This window comes from Ligilactobacillus equi DSM 15833 = JCM 10991, assembly GCF_001435735.1.
GTDB lineage: Bacteria > Bacillota > Bacilli > Lactobacillales > Lactobacillaceae > Ligilactobacillus > Ligilactobacillus equi.
In genome coordinates this window covers 1-15,846 of the sequence record NZ_AZFH01000080.1, presented here as the reverse complement: position 1 = coordinate 15,846, position 15,846 = coordinate 1, and the positions used below count along the sequence as shown (strand labels likewise).

Sequence of the window (15,846 nt, the reverse complement as noted above, 5' to 3'; positions counted from 1 at the left end):
CAGTATACAGAGAGATTGCCCGATAATTAATACGGGGGTGTTATAGGGTGCTTACGATTTGTGTATAATATAAGTGTTGTTAAATTAATGACAAAGGGGAGAGGAAAAATGAAAAAGGCAATTGCTTTTGCGACTGACGCCAAGTATATTATGGCTTTGGAAACGGTTGTTAAGTCAATTTTGTTAAATAATGATGACACAACAATATATGTTATTAATACAGATATTCCAGTAGAATGGTTCTTTCAATATAAAAAAATCCTTGCTAATACAAGCTGTCAAGTAGTCAATGTACAGATTAATGATGAGCAATTAAAATGGGACGAATCATTTAGTTATATAACTAAAATTTCCTATGCGCGTATCATGCTAGGAAGATTACTACCACAGGAAAAGCGAGTACTTTATCTCGATGGTGACGTCGTGGTGAATGGTAACTTGGATGAACTTTTGGTTCTATAATATTCTGTACTGATGAAAATTTTGAAGTATATTTCAAGATTATCATCAGTACTTTTTTTATTGTAAAATTGTATAAAAAAAGAGAAGTCGACTGAACCCCGGTTTCTCTAAGAAAGGATCGACTTCTCTATGTCTAATAATATCAAATATATAACAGGAATTAAAGATAATCATATTATTTTGGATAAATCAAAAGATAAATTCTCCGAATTCGCTGATTTTACAGTTTTGAACTGTGTTCAAAATTTTAATTCTCCTAAACGCTGTCCTAATTGTGGATTCAATATGGTTAAAAATGGTAAAACTCCTCAGGTTTTAATTCTTTGTCCTAAAATGGCTGCTAAACCTTTATATATGGGTATCCGTAAACAAAAATTTATCTGTAAAAATTGTCATTCAACTCGTGTATTCCCTATTTTAGGGGTTGAAGAACACTGTTCTATTTCAAATTATGTTAAACAACAAATCGTTGTTAACTTCAAGCGGCCCACATCTATGAAAGACACTGCTTTTGAATACTCTGTTTCCAGTAACACTGTTCAAAGATGTCTGGAATCTACTGAAGATACTTTAAATAGAGTTAAGAAATCCTTACCTAACGCTATCGCTTTAGATGATTTTAATTCTGGCACAAATATTACAGATAAAATGAGTATGTTATTAATTAACGCAGATACTCACGAAACAATTGACGTTATTCAATCACGTCGTGATGCTGCTCTACGTTCATATTTTCTTCGCCATTATAGTAGACGTGAACGTCAAAAAGTTCGCTTTGTTATTGTTGATCTTTATCAACCTTATCGTAATTTAATTCATGATTTGTTTCCCAATGCCAAAATTATCGCAGATAAATATCATGTTGTACTTCAAGTTAGTCGCGTGCTTCAAAGCACTAGAATCGCTGTTATTCGTAAGTTCGGTTTGAGATCACATGAAGGACGTGCCTTGAAACGCTACTGGAAACTATTGATGAAAGATTCAACTGAACTGGACTTCATGCATTTCAATAGACGACCAAACTTTAAACATTCTCTGTTGTGCGATGAAGATGTGGTTAATCGTTTATTAGAAATGGATTAAGAACTTAAAGAGGTTTATAACTACTATCAAGAAGTCCTTTACGCTCTACGTTCTAAAGATGCTGAACGCTTTAGCGATATTATTAATCAAAAATTAAGTACCATTCCTTCTAGAATGCGTAATGCTCATCGAACATTGAGAAAACATAAGGAAGAAATCCTTTTGACATTAACTCATAACTATACAAACGGACCAATTGAAGGAAAAATGAATAAAATTAAAGTATTAAAACGCGTAGCGTTTGGGTTCAGAAGTTTTAAAAACTTTCGCTTACGCATTTTATTATCGAGTCAAGCTACTACACTAAACATCAAAGATAAAAAGCGCAAAAAAATAACGGCTAAGCAGCTTGTTCTACAAGCAACCTAACCATTACTTTTTGGACTATATTTAATTAGATTTCTTCATCAGTATTAATTGACAAAGAACCTTCATTACTACTAATGTTAAACTTATTACATTCTTTCTCTTTATTTTTTCCATAAAAACTCAATCAATACACGATCTACTTGAGAATTTTCATGAAGCTGACTGTGTTGGGCTTTTTTCCCGGTAAATTTTACTTCTCGATATGATTTCGCCTTTTCGCTGACAAGGGAACGTAAAGATTGGGATGAAGTATTTGATACCCGACCATCACTTTGATTATTAATATCGCCGTATAGATTCAAAAATTGAATTTTATCCAAGTTTTTAACTTGGCGGATTCGTTCCAAACTCTGATATGTAGCTGATTTTTTTGTTGGCGTACCGTCTTTGTTCAACTGAACATTTGCCGGTTCATTCATCCCTTTTATTCCATTAAAATGCCCCGCAATGTCAACAACTTTAACCACTTGCGGCAATCTTAAATTATCAGCTTCATTAATAATATAATACATTATCGACATATTCCCCATCGAATGTCCAACAAGGTTGACTTCAGAAATTCCATACCGTTTTTTCAAACCTAACATAACATTTTTAGAATATCGTGTTAATTTCGCTTCATTACCATCCCGATTATTGCGGTAATTCACAAGAATAATCGGATTTATATCATCTTTTTTAACAATTCCATGAAATGTAACCTTCCCATTTTCAGAAACATCCGCCTCAACGATTGTCTTTGTCACTCCAGCACGTTTAGCTGCTTGTGCCATGTGCCTTTCAGCGTTACTGGAACTCCCATATCCATGGAAAAAAACAGTTGCTCTTTTTGCGTGATGATAAGTTGTCGTATTAATCTTATTTTGTACGCTGTTATATGCCAAAATTATGCCGCCAATAAAAAGCATCCCCAACAATATACTTAGTTTTTTGATTGCCATTTATTCACCTACTTTATTAATATCTAATCTTAACTAGTAAAGGCACCATTTGAGCACGATGCACGATGAATCAAATAAGTAGATGATGCTATCGTCATTTTGAGGCTAAAATTTTATTCCTTCATTTTGTAGACCTTTTATTTTGCCGCAAACTAATTTTCAACTCGTAAGTTTAATTCTGCAATCATCTCATCCACGCTTGTTGCTTGATAAGCATATTCAACCCCTTCAAGAGCTAAATCTTGATAAGTTAGTACGGGTAGTTCGCGTTGATTGAAGAATTTTTGATCCGCAACTTTATTTGATTCTTCCCCTAACATTAACACAGCTTTAACCTTATCATAATTAAAGTTTTCCTTTATGAACACTTTTTTCACAAAGATATTCGGATGTGCATTCAACCTCAACACTTTGAATGTTACTTCTGTCGGTGCCACGATTAAAAAACTTACTTGTGGACATTGTTTAGCAATCTGCTCAATTCCTCGAATATTTTCTGTTAGCGTAAATACAAGCACTTGTTTTTGCGCTTGATTTTCTTGATACATTGCCAATGCATCCCGGACACTCATTTCATGATACATCCACCATTCTTGACGTCCATTAGTATCTCCCATCCATGTCCAAGGTTTGTTTTGTCCAGTAAAATGAATAATCTTTCTTTTATTTTGCAAAAATTTTTCTTTAGTTTGTTGAGAGACTTTATAAGCCTCTACGCCATAAGCCATATTGTATTCTGGTGCGAGCTCATAAATTGAATCATAATCAAAATAGGCATTAAAGACATGTTGATCATCTGCTTGTTCATCAAGTCTGATTTTCTTATCTGTATGTTCAATATATGCAATTCGGCGTTCAGTTTCTTTTTTTAACCCGTCTACATAATTATTTTGCCGCCATACATCACAATCAAAAAGAAGCACCCCTGAGTTATACCGATTAGTCATCGTTTTATATCCAAACCAATCTAATGCCATCCCAAGGGATTTTCCATTCAAATCAATTCTAAATAGTTCATCCAAATTAGCATTCACGACAACATCACAATCAAGATACAACACTCGATTAATGTCTTGTGGCAACAAATCTGGTAAAAGCATACGCGCATACGAAATTTTAGTAATATATTTAAATGAGGCATCCCATTTTAGTTCTGCTTCACTAATCTTCCAATCAATTACACGATTAGTTGTTCCGAAAAGAAAGTTATGATATTTCATAAAATACTCTGCAGGAATGTCAGTATTCACGACATAAATATTTAATTGGGCATTATGTGCGATTAACGATTTAATGGCGACATCAAGTTGATCCACATATCTATTATCGACACAAAAGACTATATTTTTCTCCATCGTAGTATTTTCTCCTTTATTTTTCCGATATATAACTCATAGTTAATTCTTTAACTTTATTAATCAAGTCTTTTACATCTTGAGCTTGATAAGCATATTCAACATTTTCAAGTGCTAAATCTCGATATGTTAGTATAGGAACGGACATTGAATTGAATAATCGTCCATCTTCTTCTAAATTAAATTCTTCTCCCAACATAAGTATTGCCTTAATTGAAGTAAAATCAAAATAATCCGCTCTAAATTGTTCTCTCACAAAGATATTTGGTTGCATATTTAATTTCCAAATTTCCCTACTTATAGCTGTTGGTGCAACCACAATGAAATCAATCTTGGGATTAGCAGCGGTTAGCTCTTTAAGCCCACGAATATTTGCTGATCGAGTATACACTAGCATTTTCCGTTGTTCAAATAATTTTTGATGCATCTTCACTGCATCTTGAACACTCATAAAATGAAAATCCCACCAATTTTGACGTCCGCGCATATTTCCCCATTCAGCCCAAGGTTTAAGCGGACCAGTAAAATGAATAATTTTTCCTGCTTTAATTTCTTTAAATTTATCTCTAGCATATTGCGCCATGCCAAGAATCATCGTTCCAAATTGCGTGTTCATTTCGTAAGGTAATTCATACACATTATCATAATCAAAATATACATTGACAACATGTTGATCATCCGCCCCAAGTTCAGGCGGGAGTGCTTTTGTAGCTTCTTCTTGAAGTTTAACTCTTTTTTCAATCTCTTCTTTTAAGCCTGAAACATAATTATTTTGCCGCCAAACATCACAGTCAAATAACATCACTCCTGAATTATAGCGATTAGTTGCAGTTGCAAAGTTTAACCAATCAATTACTAAACCAACAGCCTTATCCATCAAGTCTATTTCAAATAACTGATCAATATTATCAGTCACCACAATATCACAATCTAAATATACTACCCGTTTTAAATGAGGTAATATTTCAGGGATGAGTAAGCGTGCATAAGAAATTTTAGTGATATATTCAAACGATGCATCCCATTTAAGTTCTTCTTCTTCGATTTTCCAATCAATTACACGGTTGCTCATGTCATTCAAAACATGTTGATATTTCATAAAATATTCGTATGGAATATCAGCATTCACCACATAGATATTTAAATCTTCGTTATAAGCGATAAGCGATTTTATTGCAACGTCCAATTGCGATAGATATCGATTATCAACACAAAAGACAACATTTTTCTCCATAATTTTTCTCCGTATTCCGCATAAAATTAATCACTCTAATTATAACAAAATACTATTCGGGGGAGTTAATGTTTTTTACAATATGATTTTCACTGACTTCAAGAAAAGAAACGACAGTCAACTTTCCCTCTCTAAAATAGGCGAAGTTACGCTTCTTTTTCCTTAAATATCAAAGAAAAGAGCACAAAAAAAGTAACCATCTAGCAGCTTTTTACAAACTACTTAACCGTTACTTTTTTAGAATATATTTTTATCAGTATTAATTGACAAAGATCCAATATATTAATGATTTATCAGTTGCTATTAAATCATTAATTGCATAAAATGATAATTTGCATATTTATGTAGTAAATACTGATATCTCGTCAGAGTTTTTTTTAAAATTCAATGAACAACTAACGAATACAAATAACAGGGTCTTTGACTGGAAAATTGATGAAAATGAGCTTAAATGGGATGCGTCTTTTGAGTATATCAGTAAGATTTCATATGCCCGATTGTTGCTACCAGATTTACTACCACACCTTAAAAGAGTATTATACTTGGATTGTGATATTGTAGTTACTGATAATCTTGATAGATTGTTTGAAATTAGTTTAGAAGGCAATCCGATTGGGATGGCAATTGACTGGTTTTATTTCAATACAAAGGATAATCGCTATAACTCGGGTGTGATGTTAATTGATTGTGAATTATGGCGAGAAAAAGGCTATGTTGAAGGAATAAAAAAGGAAGTAGATAAGCGTCTAAAAAATAATTTAAAGGCCGATGATCAAAGCGTGGTTAATGGATTTTTTAATTATACACACATTTTTGAGTTATCAACTGACTATAATGCTGCGTATGGATCGGATATCTTAGCGTTTTCAGAGGAAATTAAAGAAAAATTTACAGCTCATAATAGTGCTAAAATTATTCATTTTACGGGGCCTTATAAACCATCTGCTAGTAAGTCGTTCATGCGTGGACGTCAAAAATGGTGGGATTTTTATTTTATGAGTGTCAATGAAGCACTCCAGCTATATGTCAGCCAGCAGATTAAAAAACAAGTCTTGGTTTATACCAGAACTGAAAATATGAGGGGAATCGTTGAATTAGCACAAGCATTCCCCAAAATTAATTTTTTGATTATGGCACCAACCGAAGTTAGTCTAAAGGTTTTAAAATTAAATCAACATCCGAATGTTTTTGTAAAAGCAAATGTCATAGCAAAGTATTACGACTATAGTAATATTAAGGCAATTTTGATGCTTGGTGAAGAGGGGAGTACGTATGAAGAAAGTCAATACTTTAATGAGATCGGGCTTCCTATTTTGACTTACAGAGATTTAGCTTATAAGGATATAATTTATGAATATCAAGCCGATGGGATTGCTGATTTAATTGCTGCAATCAAAGAAAAATATAGCTAGCGTAAAAAGTTCGAGTCTAAATTTTATGACGCATAACACTTAAATTCTTGTAATAAAAGTGGTATACTTGATAAAAAGTGAGAAGATTCGAGGGATAAAAGTGAAAAAGAAAAGTTTTATCGCAACTGGGATTGCAGTGGTTGCTTTAGGAATTGCTGGGGGAGCATGGTATTCTCACCAACAAACATACTTTAACCAAAATACCTACATTAACGGGGTCAATGTTAGTGGTAAGTCAGCTAGTCAAGCCTTAGCTAAGTTAGAAAAAGCTAAGGTTGCCAATGAACTTTATGTTGGTAACAAGCGTATCTATAAGGGTAATGACATTCATACCGGTATTTTAGCAACTGATAAAGCTAAAGTAGCTAAAGTTTTGCAGGAACAAGTTTCTCTCTTACCTAATACGAGTAAAAAGGAATACTTCATTCAAGTTAAACAGGCTGATGAAGCTCGAAGTCAAAAGTTAGCGACGAAGTTGGAAAACTATTTAGATAAAGAAAATGAAAGTCGTCAAGCGCCAGTGGATGCTTATGCTGTTTATCGTGATGATAAAGTAAGTCTTGTCAAAGAAAAGGCAGGCAATACCTATGATGTCAAGAAGATGATGCAAGACTTTCAAAAGCAAGCAGACGCGGGTGTGATTAAGGTAGCTAGAAAGGAAGCTAAACCTTTAACTACTGATAGTAAGACGGTCCAAAAGCAAAAGACTAATCTTGAAAGTCTAGTAATGCGGAAGGTAACTTACAAAGTCCAAGACAAAGATTACGAATTGAATGCTAAAGACCTCATTACATCAGCTTCTTACAAGGGCGGGCAATTAACTTTTGATACCGGTAAGTTAGCTAACCAAATTAAGGATATCAATGCTAAGCAAGCAACCTTAGGTAAGAGTTTTAACTTCAAGACGACTGGTGGTTCAGAAATTACCGTTCAAGATGGAAGTTATGGTTGGAAAATTTCTGAAGCTAAGGCTAAAAAGACTTTATTAGCTGCTTTGCAAGCTAATAAAGCCTCTGTGAATGCCAAGGCAGATATTTACGGAACTGGTTTCTACGATACTGGTACTGGTTATGACGTGACTGCAGCTAATGGGATTGGTGATACTTATGCGGAAGTATCAATCTCTCAACAAATGGCTTGGTTCTACAAGAACGGGACCTTAATTACTTCCTTACCAGTTGTAACAGGGAATGTTTCTGATGGTAGTTCAACTCCAATTGGGGTGCACTACATTGGTTACAAACAATCACCAACTGTCTTACGTGGGGTTCACTCAGATGGTTCATCCTACGCTTCACCAGTGCGGTACTGGGCGCCATTTACGGTGGATGGTTGTGGTTTCCACGATGCAAGTTGGCGTCACAATTGGTCAGGTAGTGCCTATTTAAACGATGGTTCTAATGGCTGTGTCAACATTCGTCCTAGCAGTATGGCCACAGTTTTTGGGGCATTAGAACAAGGTGAACCAGTGATTGTGCATAACTAGATGAGAGGCTATGGCTTTCTAATAGCGGAGCCACAGTTTGGTAGTAAATAAATAACCCGAGGGTATTCAAAATCCTCGGGTTATTTGGGTTTACATTGAAAGAAATTTAGTCATCAATTTGTGGAGCGTGGCCAAGTTCGGCTTGTAGCATCCAAATTTTCTTTTCGATTGCGGTGTTGAAACCAATGAAAATGTCTTGGGTAGAAAGGTCATTTTCATCACCGGAAATCTCTGTGCCTTCTTGGTAAAGTTGGGCCAAATAACGATAGCCAGCAAGTAAGTGCTCGAAACGTTCATTCATAGTTTTATCGTAGCTACCTTTTTCATCCTTAATTTTAGTGTGGGCAGCCATCTCACTTAAAGTCGAGTATGGTGAACCTCCTAAGGTAATTAAGCGTTCGGAGATGACATCTAACTGATCATCAATTTCAGTCATGAAATCATCCATCAGTGGGTGTAGTTTCAAAAAGTTTTGCCCTCGCATGTACCAGTGAGCTTGGTGGATAACCATGGACATTTGGCTGAGGTCAGCAACGAGTTGGTTTAAAATCTCTTTTGTCTTTGGGTATTTCATTGTAAAATTCCTCCTCGTAATTTGATTATATATTAAGCCTAGCACAGTCTAATTAAAAAATCGCGAAGAAATGATTACGTTTTCATAAATGTCGTCAGTAGTCGTGCTGAAAAGCTACTTACTGGGAAACTCAGCTTGCGTTATAGTTAGATAAAGGTTAAGATTTTATTAATAAAGGAGGAAGAGAATTTGGGAGAAATTCGTTATGCTTTCCGGCAGGCTTTGCCAGTTATGACCGGCTTTATATTTTTGGGATTTGGCTACGGCTTGTATATGAATAGTTTGGGCTTTAGCTTTATTTATCCAACCCTAATGGCCCTCACAATCTACGCAGGCTCGGTAGAATTTATTGCGGCTGATTTTTTGACCAAGGCTTTCAATCCTTTGGTTGCATTTGTGGTAGCCCTAATTGTAAATTCCCGCCACTTTTTTTATGGTCTATCGATGTTAGAAAAGTATCAGAATGCTGGGAGCGCTAAGTTCTTTTTGATTTACGGGATGTCTGACGAAACCTTTATGGTTAATTATAGTCTGCGCCCTCCGAAGCAATTAAATCTTACACGTTGCTACTTATATGTGACCATATTTGATTACTTTGCCTGGGCCTTGGGTTCAATGTTAGGTGGACTTTTCGGAAACATTATCAATATTGAAGTTGAGGGGCTTTCCTTCATCATGACAGCTTTATTCTTAGTGCTATTTTTGGAGCAATTCCTAAATGAAGAAAGTCATTTGAGTTCGTTTAGTGGTTTTATTTGCGGGGTTTTAGCCCTAATTTTTATTGGTGGACAAAATTTTATCCTAGTAGCAATCTTAGGGGTAGTGGCTATTTTCTTAATTCAAAACTACCTGTGTGGTAAGAAAGTGGGTGCTTAGATGACTGTGATGCAAGAATTTATTACCGTTACAGCTGCAGTTTTAGCGACGGTTTTAACACGTTTTTTACCCTTTTGGATTTTCAATAAGCAAGAAAAGACGCCACGTTTAATTACTGATTTAGAGCATTTTTTACCCGCTGCAATTATGGCAATTTTGGTGGTATATTGTTATAAAGATGCGGATTTTACGGGGCCGAGTCATGGTTTACCAGAATTAATTGCAGGAGTGTTAGTAATCATCGTTCACCTCTGGCAACGCAGTATGTTTTTAAGTTTGATTGTTGGTACTGGTGCATATATTTTGTTAATTAATTATCTGTTTTAGAAAATTGAGGAGGGGTTGCCATGGAAGCTTTGGCAGTTTTGAAAATTGAATGTGCGAGCGAACTAGAGGAGGCTTTGACCTACTACCTTCAGGAAAGTTATGCCTTAGCTGGTTTGGAAAGTCGGCGTCGGAGTGATTTTGAAGTAGCTAGTCAGCGTCATGATTCTACGTTTGTTGATTTGACAAAGATTAAAAATTTACCCGAAGACCTGGAATTAACGGCTTATTTGCCGGTTGATGTTGACCAAGCGCAAGTTTGTGCTCAATTGCAGGCTAAAATTCGGGAGTTAGCGGGTTATGGACTGGCGACCGGGAAAGTGAGGGTCTACTTTGAAGCGCAGGCTTTGACTAATTGGGAGACTACTTGGCAGGAAAATTACCCGGTAATTAACTTTTCGCGTCATTTAGCGTTTGTACCAGTTTGGCAAACTTATCAACCCGCCTATCCGGATCAAGCAGTGATTAAACTTAACTCTGGTTTAGGTTTTGGCACGGGGGAACATCTCACAACACAACTGGCACTTTTGGCAATGGAGCGCTATTTAACGCGCCCTGTGAAGCTCGCAGACGTTGGAACTGGTAGTGGTATTTTAGCGATTGCGGCGGCCAAAATGGGACAAACAGATATTTTAGCAACGGATATTTCGAGTCAAGCCATTGAAGCAGCCCGGGAAAATGCCACACTTAATCAGTTGACCACTATCCGTTTTCAACAAGGTAATCTCCTTGAAGGAGTTTCTGAAAAATTTGATCTGATTTGCGCCAATATTTTGGCAGAGATTTTGCAAGAATTTAGTGAAAATTTGGCTAGTTACCTCACAGAAAATGGCGTGGCAATTCTTTCAGGGATTGAAACTAGGGCCTACCCAGCCTTGGATGAAAAATTACAAAAGTTAGGTTTTAAAGTGAAATTACATCTGAACGAAGAACGGTGGCATTGTTTAGTCGTGGGCAGGTAAAGAAGTTTTAGAATTAGGTTTGACAAAAGTTAATTTAACCTCTAAACTTGAAAATGGGGTGAAAACAGTGCCGAAAAAGAGCGTCAAAATAACGACACGTATGCAAAAAGATTTCACTAAAATTGGCCGAAAAAAGTCAACTTTACAAGGGGTAAGCGAGGTTGCCAGTAAATATCAGATAACTGAAAAACAAGCTCGTAAGGCTATGGATGAATGGATTTCGGTGCAAGTAACAGCGCGTTATAAGGATTGTAGTCCTCAAAGTATGGAGGACGAGCGAAAACTGGCCCGAGCGAAACGTAACTATGCTGCAACCTTACGAAAAACGATGCGAATAAAGAAAAAATTTTCAAATCGTCGTCGGACTTGGTAGATGGAGTACCATAATTTAGTAAAAATAATAGTTACTTTATATCAAATAATAATCTAATTAATATAACAAGGACTTATTACAAGGAATTCCGAAGGAGACAAACGTTGATTTATCAACGTTTGATATATATATATATAGGTAAATTTTTATACATTTTTATTTCTGTGAAAGCGCTAGACCTTAAGTTTTTATTGTGATAATATTTGTATATACTATATGTGGTTTGTGGAGGCTTTTTTATGAAAAGACAATTAAATATGCAAGAGAAAAATGAATGGATTATTAGCCACCTCGACCAGGCTTTAGAAGAAGGGTGGATTAAACATTACCATCAACCTATCGTTAATACTTTAACGAATACTTTAGTGGGGACTGAAGTTTTAGCGCGATGGGAGGACCCGGAAATGGGGATGTTATATCCGGGAGACTTTATTCCAGTTTTAGAAAACAATCACTTAATTTACAAATTAGATATTTATACAGTTAGAAAAATGTGTGCTACTTATGCTGAGGTTGATTGGCAAAAAGATGTTGTTTTACCATTTTCATTCAATTTATCACGCCAAGATTTTATCTACTGTGATATTTATGAAGAAATCGAGGCGGCAGTTCGTAAGTATGATGTTCCTCGTGATTTTGTGCACATTGAAATTACAGAAAGTATGTTTACCGATCCGGCAACTCAAGAAAAAATCCGTGAAACTGTTTCACTCTTACGTAAGACAGGCTATACCGTGTGGATGGATGATTTTGGTTCGGGCTATTCTTCCCTTAATTTTTTGAAAGATTTTTTTGTTGATGAACTCAAATTAGACCGAGATTTTCTGACCAATTTCTCACAACGAAGTCAAGATATTATAACTTCAGTAGTTGATATGGCCAAAAAATTAGGGATTCATGTTTTAGCCGAAGGGGTGGAAACCAAAGAACAATTTGATTTTTTGCGTAAAATTGGCTGTGAACAGGTGCAAGGTTATTATTTTGGTGCACCCATGCCTTGGGAAGAGTGCCTTGAAAATTGTCGGCGCCAAGGTTTGGTTATGTCTTCACGGATGCAAAATACCTACTTGAGTCAAATTGGGAAGGTAAACTTTGTAACAGATTCAGCCATTAGTTTAGTAGAAATGGACTTTCAAAAGCGCCAAGGTTATATTTTATATATTAATGACTACTATCGCGAAACTTTACAAGAAATTGGTGCCGATCAGATTCCACGGGTATTTTCATTTGATGACTTGAATTTTTCACCATTTTATTCATCATTGTTAAACAGTTTTTTACGCGCACAATATTCTGAAAAAGAAGAAGCTTTTACGGCAGTCCACGGGAAAAATCCAGTGCGCTTTATCGTCGAAAAAATTGGGCATAAGGAAGGTAAAGCTGCCTTTAAGCTAACTTTAATCTCAGTGATTAGTGCTCGTGATTCAGAAGAGCAAGTTTTGTTAAATAAAATTAATCAACATCTTTATCCACTTTATGGTAGTATGCGACTGTTTAATACGGTGACCAATCAATATAAAGAGATTGGGACAAGTAGTAGTGATAAGTCTTATAGCAAGATTAGGACATCGGTTGATGGTCAAAGAAGTTTGGCAATTAAGCTTTGGGCGGAAGAAAATGTATTCGTTGATGACCGACAACGATTTATTAACTTTATTGATTTTAATACTTTAGATGAGCGGATAAAAGGTCGCGCCTTTTTAACTGATATTTTTCGAGTTAAACAAAAGAATGGCGATTATCAAATGACGAAGTACAATATTATTACGATGAGTGATTTTAGCGAACATACTTACCTCTTTTATCGTGACGATATTGCGCCAGAATCACGGCTTCATTTTAAGGAAACTGAGGTTGAGTTGTCCAATATTGTCCATGATATTTGGAGTAGTGCCCTGATAGAAAGCGACTTACGGATTTTTTGGAAAGATACCGAACGTCGTTTTCTCGGCGCCAGTCAGAGTTTCCTTGATTTCTATGGTTTGAAATCGGTCGCTGAGATTATCGGTAAGACTGATGAAGAATTACAGATGAATATTCTTAATGAACCATTTAGGATGGAAGAAGATAAAGTTTTGCGTGAGGGAAAGACTTCGACGGATGTCATTGGTACGACAACTGTCAAGGGCCAACTTTATGACATTCGGGCCAGTAAATTTCCAATTTATCATGAAGGGAAAATTATTGGCTTAGTAGGGTATTTTATTGATACCAGCAGTGGAAAAAATAATGCTAAATTTGTAAATGAAAAAATGAAAATCATGAATGTCAATGGTTTGTTAGAAACGATTTTAAACTTTGAAACTAACCGAGTGGAAACAGGGCAAGATTACGCCTTGGCCAATATCAGTATCACTAATTACCAACGGCATTTAGCAACTTATAACAAACAGATTGATACTAACTTACTGCGGACAATTGCACAAAGGATTTCCGAGAAACTTTCCTTAGGGCAAGTTTTAGGGCACACCACTGGAGCAAATTTTGTTTTGATTTACCCATGTAAAGATATGGCTCAAGCAAATGAGGTTCTCAAAAAAATAGCTCAGGTTATTCAAGATATTCATGAAATTGATGGCACCCCATGTACCTTATTCACGGAAAGTAATGTGACTTTGAGTACAGATACTACTGGAGTGGCAGCTATGGTCAGCCACCTAAAAATTTAGAATCTTTTCAAAAGCTGTGGATTCCTAGCGAGGATGTCCGCAGCTTTTTTATTACAATACCTAAGTAAACGTTTTATTGATTTTTAGTAAGGAAAAAGTTACAATGAAACTATAATACAATAAAGGAGTGTGTTTTAAATGAACCTTACAGATACCTATTTATTGAATAACGGGGTCAAAATTCCTGTAGTAGGTTTTGGAACTTGGCAAACACCTGACGGTGATGTGGCTAAACATGCCGTAAAAACGGTCTTAAATGTGGGTTACCGCCATATTGATACTGCTGCAGCTTATGGTAATGAAGAAAGTGTGGGGCAAGCCATTAAGGAAAGTGGCGTTGACCGCCATGATATTTTCTTAACGAGTAAACTTTGGAATGCCGATCATGGATATGCAGAAACCAAAGCGGCTTTAGATTTGAGCTTGCAAAAGTTAGGCACGGATTACTTGGACCTTTACTTGATTCACTGGCCAAATCCACAAGCTTTCCGGAATGAATGGCAAGAGCGTAACGCAGATAGCTGGCGGGCGATGGAAGAAGCACTTAAAGAAGGTAAAGTGCGGGCAATTGGGATTTCCAACTTCCGTCGGCAACACATAGATGCTTTACTAAAAACGGCAACTGTAGTTCCAGCCGTTAACCAAAACTATCTTAACCCTAGTGACTTGCAAGAAGATGTCTTAGCCGCTAATGCTGAACATGGAATTTTGAATGAGGCTTACAGTCCACTAGGAACGGGACGTTTATTGCAAAATGAAACGGTCAAGCAAATTGCCGCTGCTCATGGGGTGAGTGTACCGCAAGTGCTTTTGCGTTGGTCATTGCAACACGGCTTCCTACCATTGCCTAAATCAACGCATGATGAATACATTAAGGCTAATGCTGAAATTTTCAATTTTGCCTTGAGTAACCAAGAATTACAACTTTTAGATGGTTTACGTGGCGTTGCCGGCTTAGCAACTAATCCAGACCAAGCTGAATTTTAAAAACCAAATTAAAACACTGTGAATTTTAGTAGGATTCACAGTGTTTTTGGTGTCTTAGTGATGAATTAGATATCTAACTTTCAACTTTGTCCAAATAATTGCTAGCAGGATTAGAAAGAAAAAACTAGCTATTGAACTTAGGTCCAAATAAGAAACCGCTAAAGCTTCATTAATAATCCTAAAATATTTTTTATAAATTATATCGTACGCTATCAATTAAGCTTTTTCAAGTTCAAAATAAAAACCCTCAAGTTTAGGCACTATGTCCTGTCAAGTATACAGTTTAAATATATAAAATAGACTATGCGGTCTGATTGCGGAATTTTTCCGCAGTCAGACCGTTTTTTGATGCATAAGCTCTCTTTGTATTGAAATATTTTACACCTTCGTCAATCAGTCTCTTTAATTCTTCAAATGATTGTGGCTGTGGGTGTCGTTCCAGCCAAAGTAGTTTAAAATCATTCCACCATCTCTCCATAGGAGAATTTTCCCATGGATGTCCAGGATGAGACATGCTATGGACGTAGTTCATCTTTTCTAAATAGTGATTAAAGGCAAGTGAACAGTATGCAGCACCTCGATCTGTATGAACCATAGGTCTTACTTCTGGCTCTTTAGAGAACGCTTTCTTAAATGTATCAATTACTGCCGATGTAGTTTCCGTTTTTGAAAGGTTATAGCTGATCACGTAACGTCCGTATAAATCTAATACCGCATGTAATCGTACTTTTTGTGGTTT

At 36.0% G+C, this 15,846-nt stretch carries 14 protein-coding genes and 1 pseudogene; 10 read left to right on the top strand and 5 right to left on the bottom strand.

Annotated elements, in window-relative coordinates:
* Positions 1-108 precede the first annotated feature (108 nt).
* Together FC36_RS06470 and FC36_RS12485 are read left to right on the top strand one after the other, a co-directional pair.
* Positions 109-462, top strand: coding sequence for a glycosyltransferase (locus FC36_RS06470; RefSeq protein ID WP_056986787.1), 354 nt, complete (start codon positions 109-111; stop codon positions 460-462).
* Positions 463-591: 129 nt separating this feature from the next.
* Positions 592-1,914: pseudogene (locus tag FC36_RS12485) on the top strand (ISL3 family transposase).
* A 101-nt stretch (positions 1,915-2,015) separates the two neighbouring features.
* On the opposite strand, the gene FC36_RS06455 reads toward FC36_RS12485, so the two are convergent.
* From FC36_RS06455 to FC36_RS06445, 3 genes are all read right to left on the bottom strand, one after another.
* Positions 2,016-2,855 (bottom strand): alpha/beta hydrolase, encoded by an 840-nt coding sequence (locus tag FC36_RS06455; RefSeq protein WP_025021401.1) that lies wholly within the window; start codon positions 2,853-2,855, stop codon positions 2,016-2,018.
* A 152-nt stretch (positions 2,856-3,007) separates the two neighbouring features.
* Positions 3,008-4,210: a glycosyltransferase family 8 protein gene (locus tag FC36_RS06450; RefSeq protein ID WP_056986786.1), complete on the bottom strand. Its 1,203-nt coding sequence runs from the start codon at positions 4,208-4,210 to the stop codon at positions 3,008-3,010.
* A 16-nt stretch (positions 4,211-4,226) separates the two neighbouring features.
* On the bottom strand, positions 4,227-5,444 hold the full coding sequence (locus FC36_RS06445; protein ID WP_025021398.1) for a glycosyltransferase family 8 protein: 1,218 nt from the start codon (positions 5,442-5,444) through the stop codon (positions 4,227-4,229).
* A gap of 332 nt (positions 5,445-5,776) precedes the next feature.
* Between FC36_RS06445 and FC36_RS06440 the strand changes: the two genes are divergently transcribed.
* Entirely contained in the window at positions 5,777-6,856 is a 1,080-nt protein-coding gene (locus FC36_RS06440; RefSeq protein ID WP_081781997.1) for a glycosyltransferase, read from the top strand.
* 100 nt (positions 6,857-6,956) lie between these two features.
* Positions 6,957-8,342, top strand: a complete 1,386-nt coding sequence (locus FC36_RS06435; RefSeq protein WP_051528002.1) for a L,D-transpeptidase family protein — start codon at positions 6,957-6,959, stop codon at positions 8,340-8,342.
* A 106-nt stretch (positions 8,343-8,448) separates the two neighbouring features.
* On the opposite strand, the gene FC36_RS06430 is transcribed toward FC36_RS06435, so the two are convergent.
* Positions 8,449-8,916 (bottom strand): Dps family protein, encoded by a 468-nt coding sequence (locus tag FC36_RS06430; RefSeq protein WP_023858815.1) that lies wholly within the window; start codon positions 8,914-8,916, stop codon positions 8,449-8,451.
* A 189-nt stretch (positions 8,917-9,105) separates the two neighbouring features.
* Between FC36_RS06430 and FC36_RS06425 the strand changes: the two genes are divergently transcribed.
* From FC36_RS06425 to FC36_RS06400, 6 genes are all read left to right on the top strand, one after another.
* Complete coding sequence (locus FC36_RS06425) at positions 9,106-9,792, top strand: AzlC family ABC transporter permease (RefSeq protein WP_235805808.1); 687 nt, start codon at positions 9,106-9,108, stop codon at positions 9,790-9,792.
* Positions 9,793-10,119, top strand: coding sequence for a branched-chain amino acid transporter permease (locus FC36_RS06420; RefSeq protein ID WP_025021395.1), 327 nt, complete (start codon positions 9,793-9,795; stop codon positions 10,117-10,119).
* Between the two features lie 20 nt (positions 10,120-10,139).
* Positions 10,140-11,078 (top strand): 50S ribosomal protein L11 methyltransferase, encoded by a 939-nt coding sequence (locus tag FC36_RS06415; RefSeq protein ID WP_056986785.1) that lies wholly within the window; start codon positions 10,140-10,142, stop codon positions 11,076-11,078.
* Positions 11,079-11,097: 19 nt separating this feature from the next.
* On the top strand, positions 11,098-11,451 hold the full coding sequence (locus FC36_RS06410) for a hypothetical protein (protein ID WP_025021394.1): 354 nt from the start codon (positions 11,098-11,100) through the stop codon (positions 11,449-11,451).
* A 239-nt stretch (positions 11,452-11,690) separates the two neighbouring features.
* Positions 11,691-14,120 carry an EAL domain-containing protein gene (locus FC36_RS06405; protein ID WP_056986784.1) on the top strand — a complete coding sequence of 810 codons (2,430 nt, stop codon included), beginning with the start codon at positions 11,691-11,693 and terminating at the stop codon, positions 14,118-14,120.
* A 138-nt stretch (positions 14,121-14,258) separates the two neighbouring features.
* Positions 14,259-15,107 carry an aldo/keto reductase gene (locus FC36_RS06400; protein ID WP_025021553.1) on the top strand — a complete coding sequence of 283 codons (849 nt, stop codon included), beginning with the start codon at positions 14,259-14,261 and terminating at the stop codon, positions 15,105-15,107.
* 301 nt (positions 15,108-15,408) lie between these two features.
* On the opposite strand, the gene FC36_RS06395 is transcribed toward FC36_RS06400, so the two are convergent.
* Positions 15,409-15,846: DDE-type integrase/transposase/recombinase (locus tag FC36_RS06395; RefSeq protein WP_156409529.1), on the bottom strand; the 438-nt coding region annotated here is incomplete at its 5' end.

Coding starts and splice junctions, on each gene's coding strand:
- FC36_RS06470 (WP_056986787.1), top strand. CDS start 109: ATGAAAAAGGCAATTGCTTTTGCGACTGACGCCAAGTATATTATGGCT.
- FC36_RS06455 (WP_025021401.1), bottom strand. CDS start 2,855: ATGGCAATCAAAAAACTAAGTATATTGTTGGGGATGCTTTTTATTGGC.
- FC36_RS06450 (WP_056986786.1), bottom strand. CDS start 4,210: ATGGAGAAAAATATAGTCTTTTGTGTCGATAATAGATATGTGGATCAA.
- FC36_RS06445 (WP_025021398.1), bottom strand. CDS start 5,444: ATGGAGAAAAATGTTGTCTTTTGTGTTGATAATCGATATCTATCGCAA.
- FC36_RS06430 (WP_023858815.1), bottom strand. CDS start 8,916: ATGAAATACCCAAAGACAAAAGAGATTTTAAACCAACTCGTTGCTGAC.
- FC36_RS06420 (WP_025021395.1), top strand. CDS start 9,793: ATGACTGTGATGCAAGAATTTATTACCGTTACAGCTGCAGTTTTAGCG.
- FC36_RS06415 (WP_056986785.1), top strand. CDS start 10,140: ATGGAAGCTTTGGCAGTTTTGAAAATTGAATGTGCGAGCGAACTAGAG.
- FC36_RS06405 (WP_056986784.1), top strand. CDS start 11,691: ATGAAAAGACAATTAAATATGCAAGAGAAAAATGAATGGATTATTAGC.
- FC36_RS06400 (WP_025021553.1), top strand. CDS start 14,259: ATGAACCTTACAGATACCTATTTATTGAATAACGGGGTCAAAATTCCT.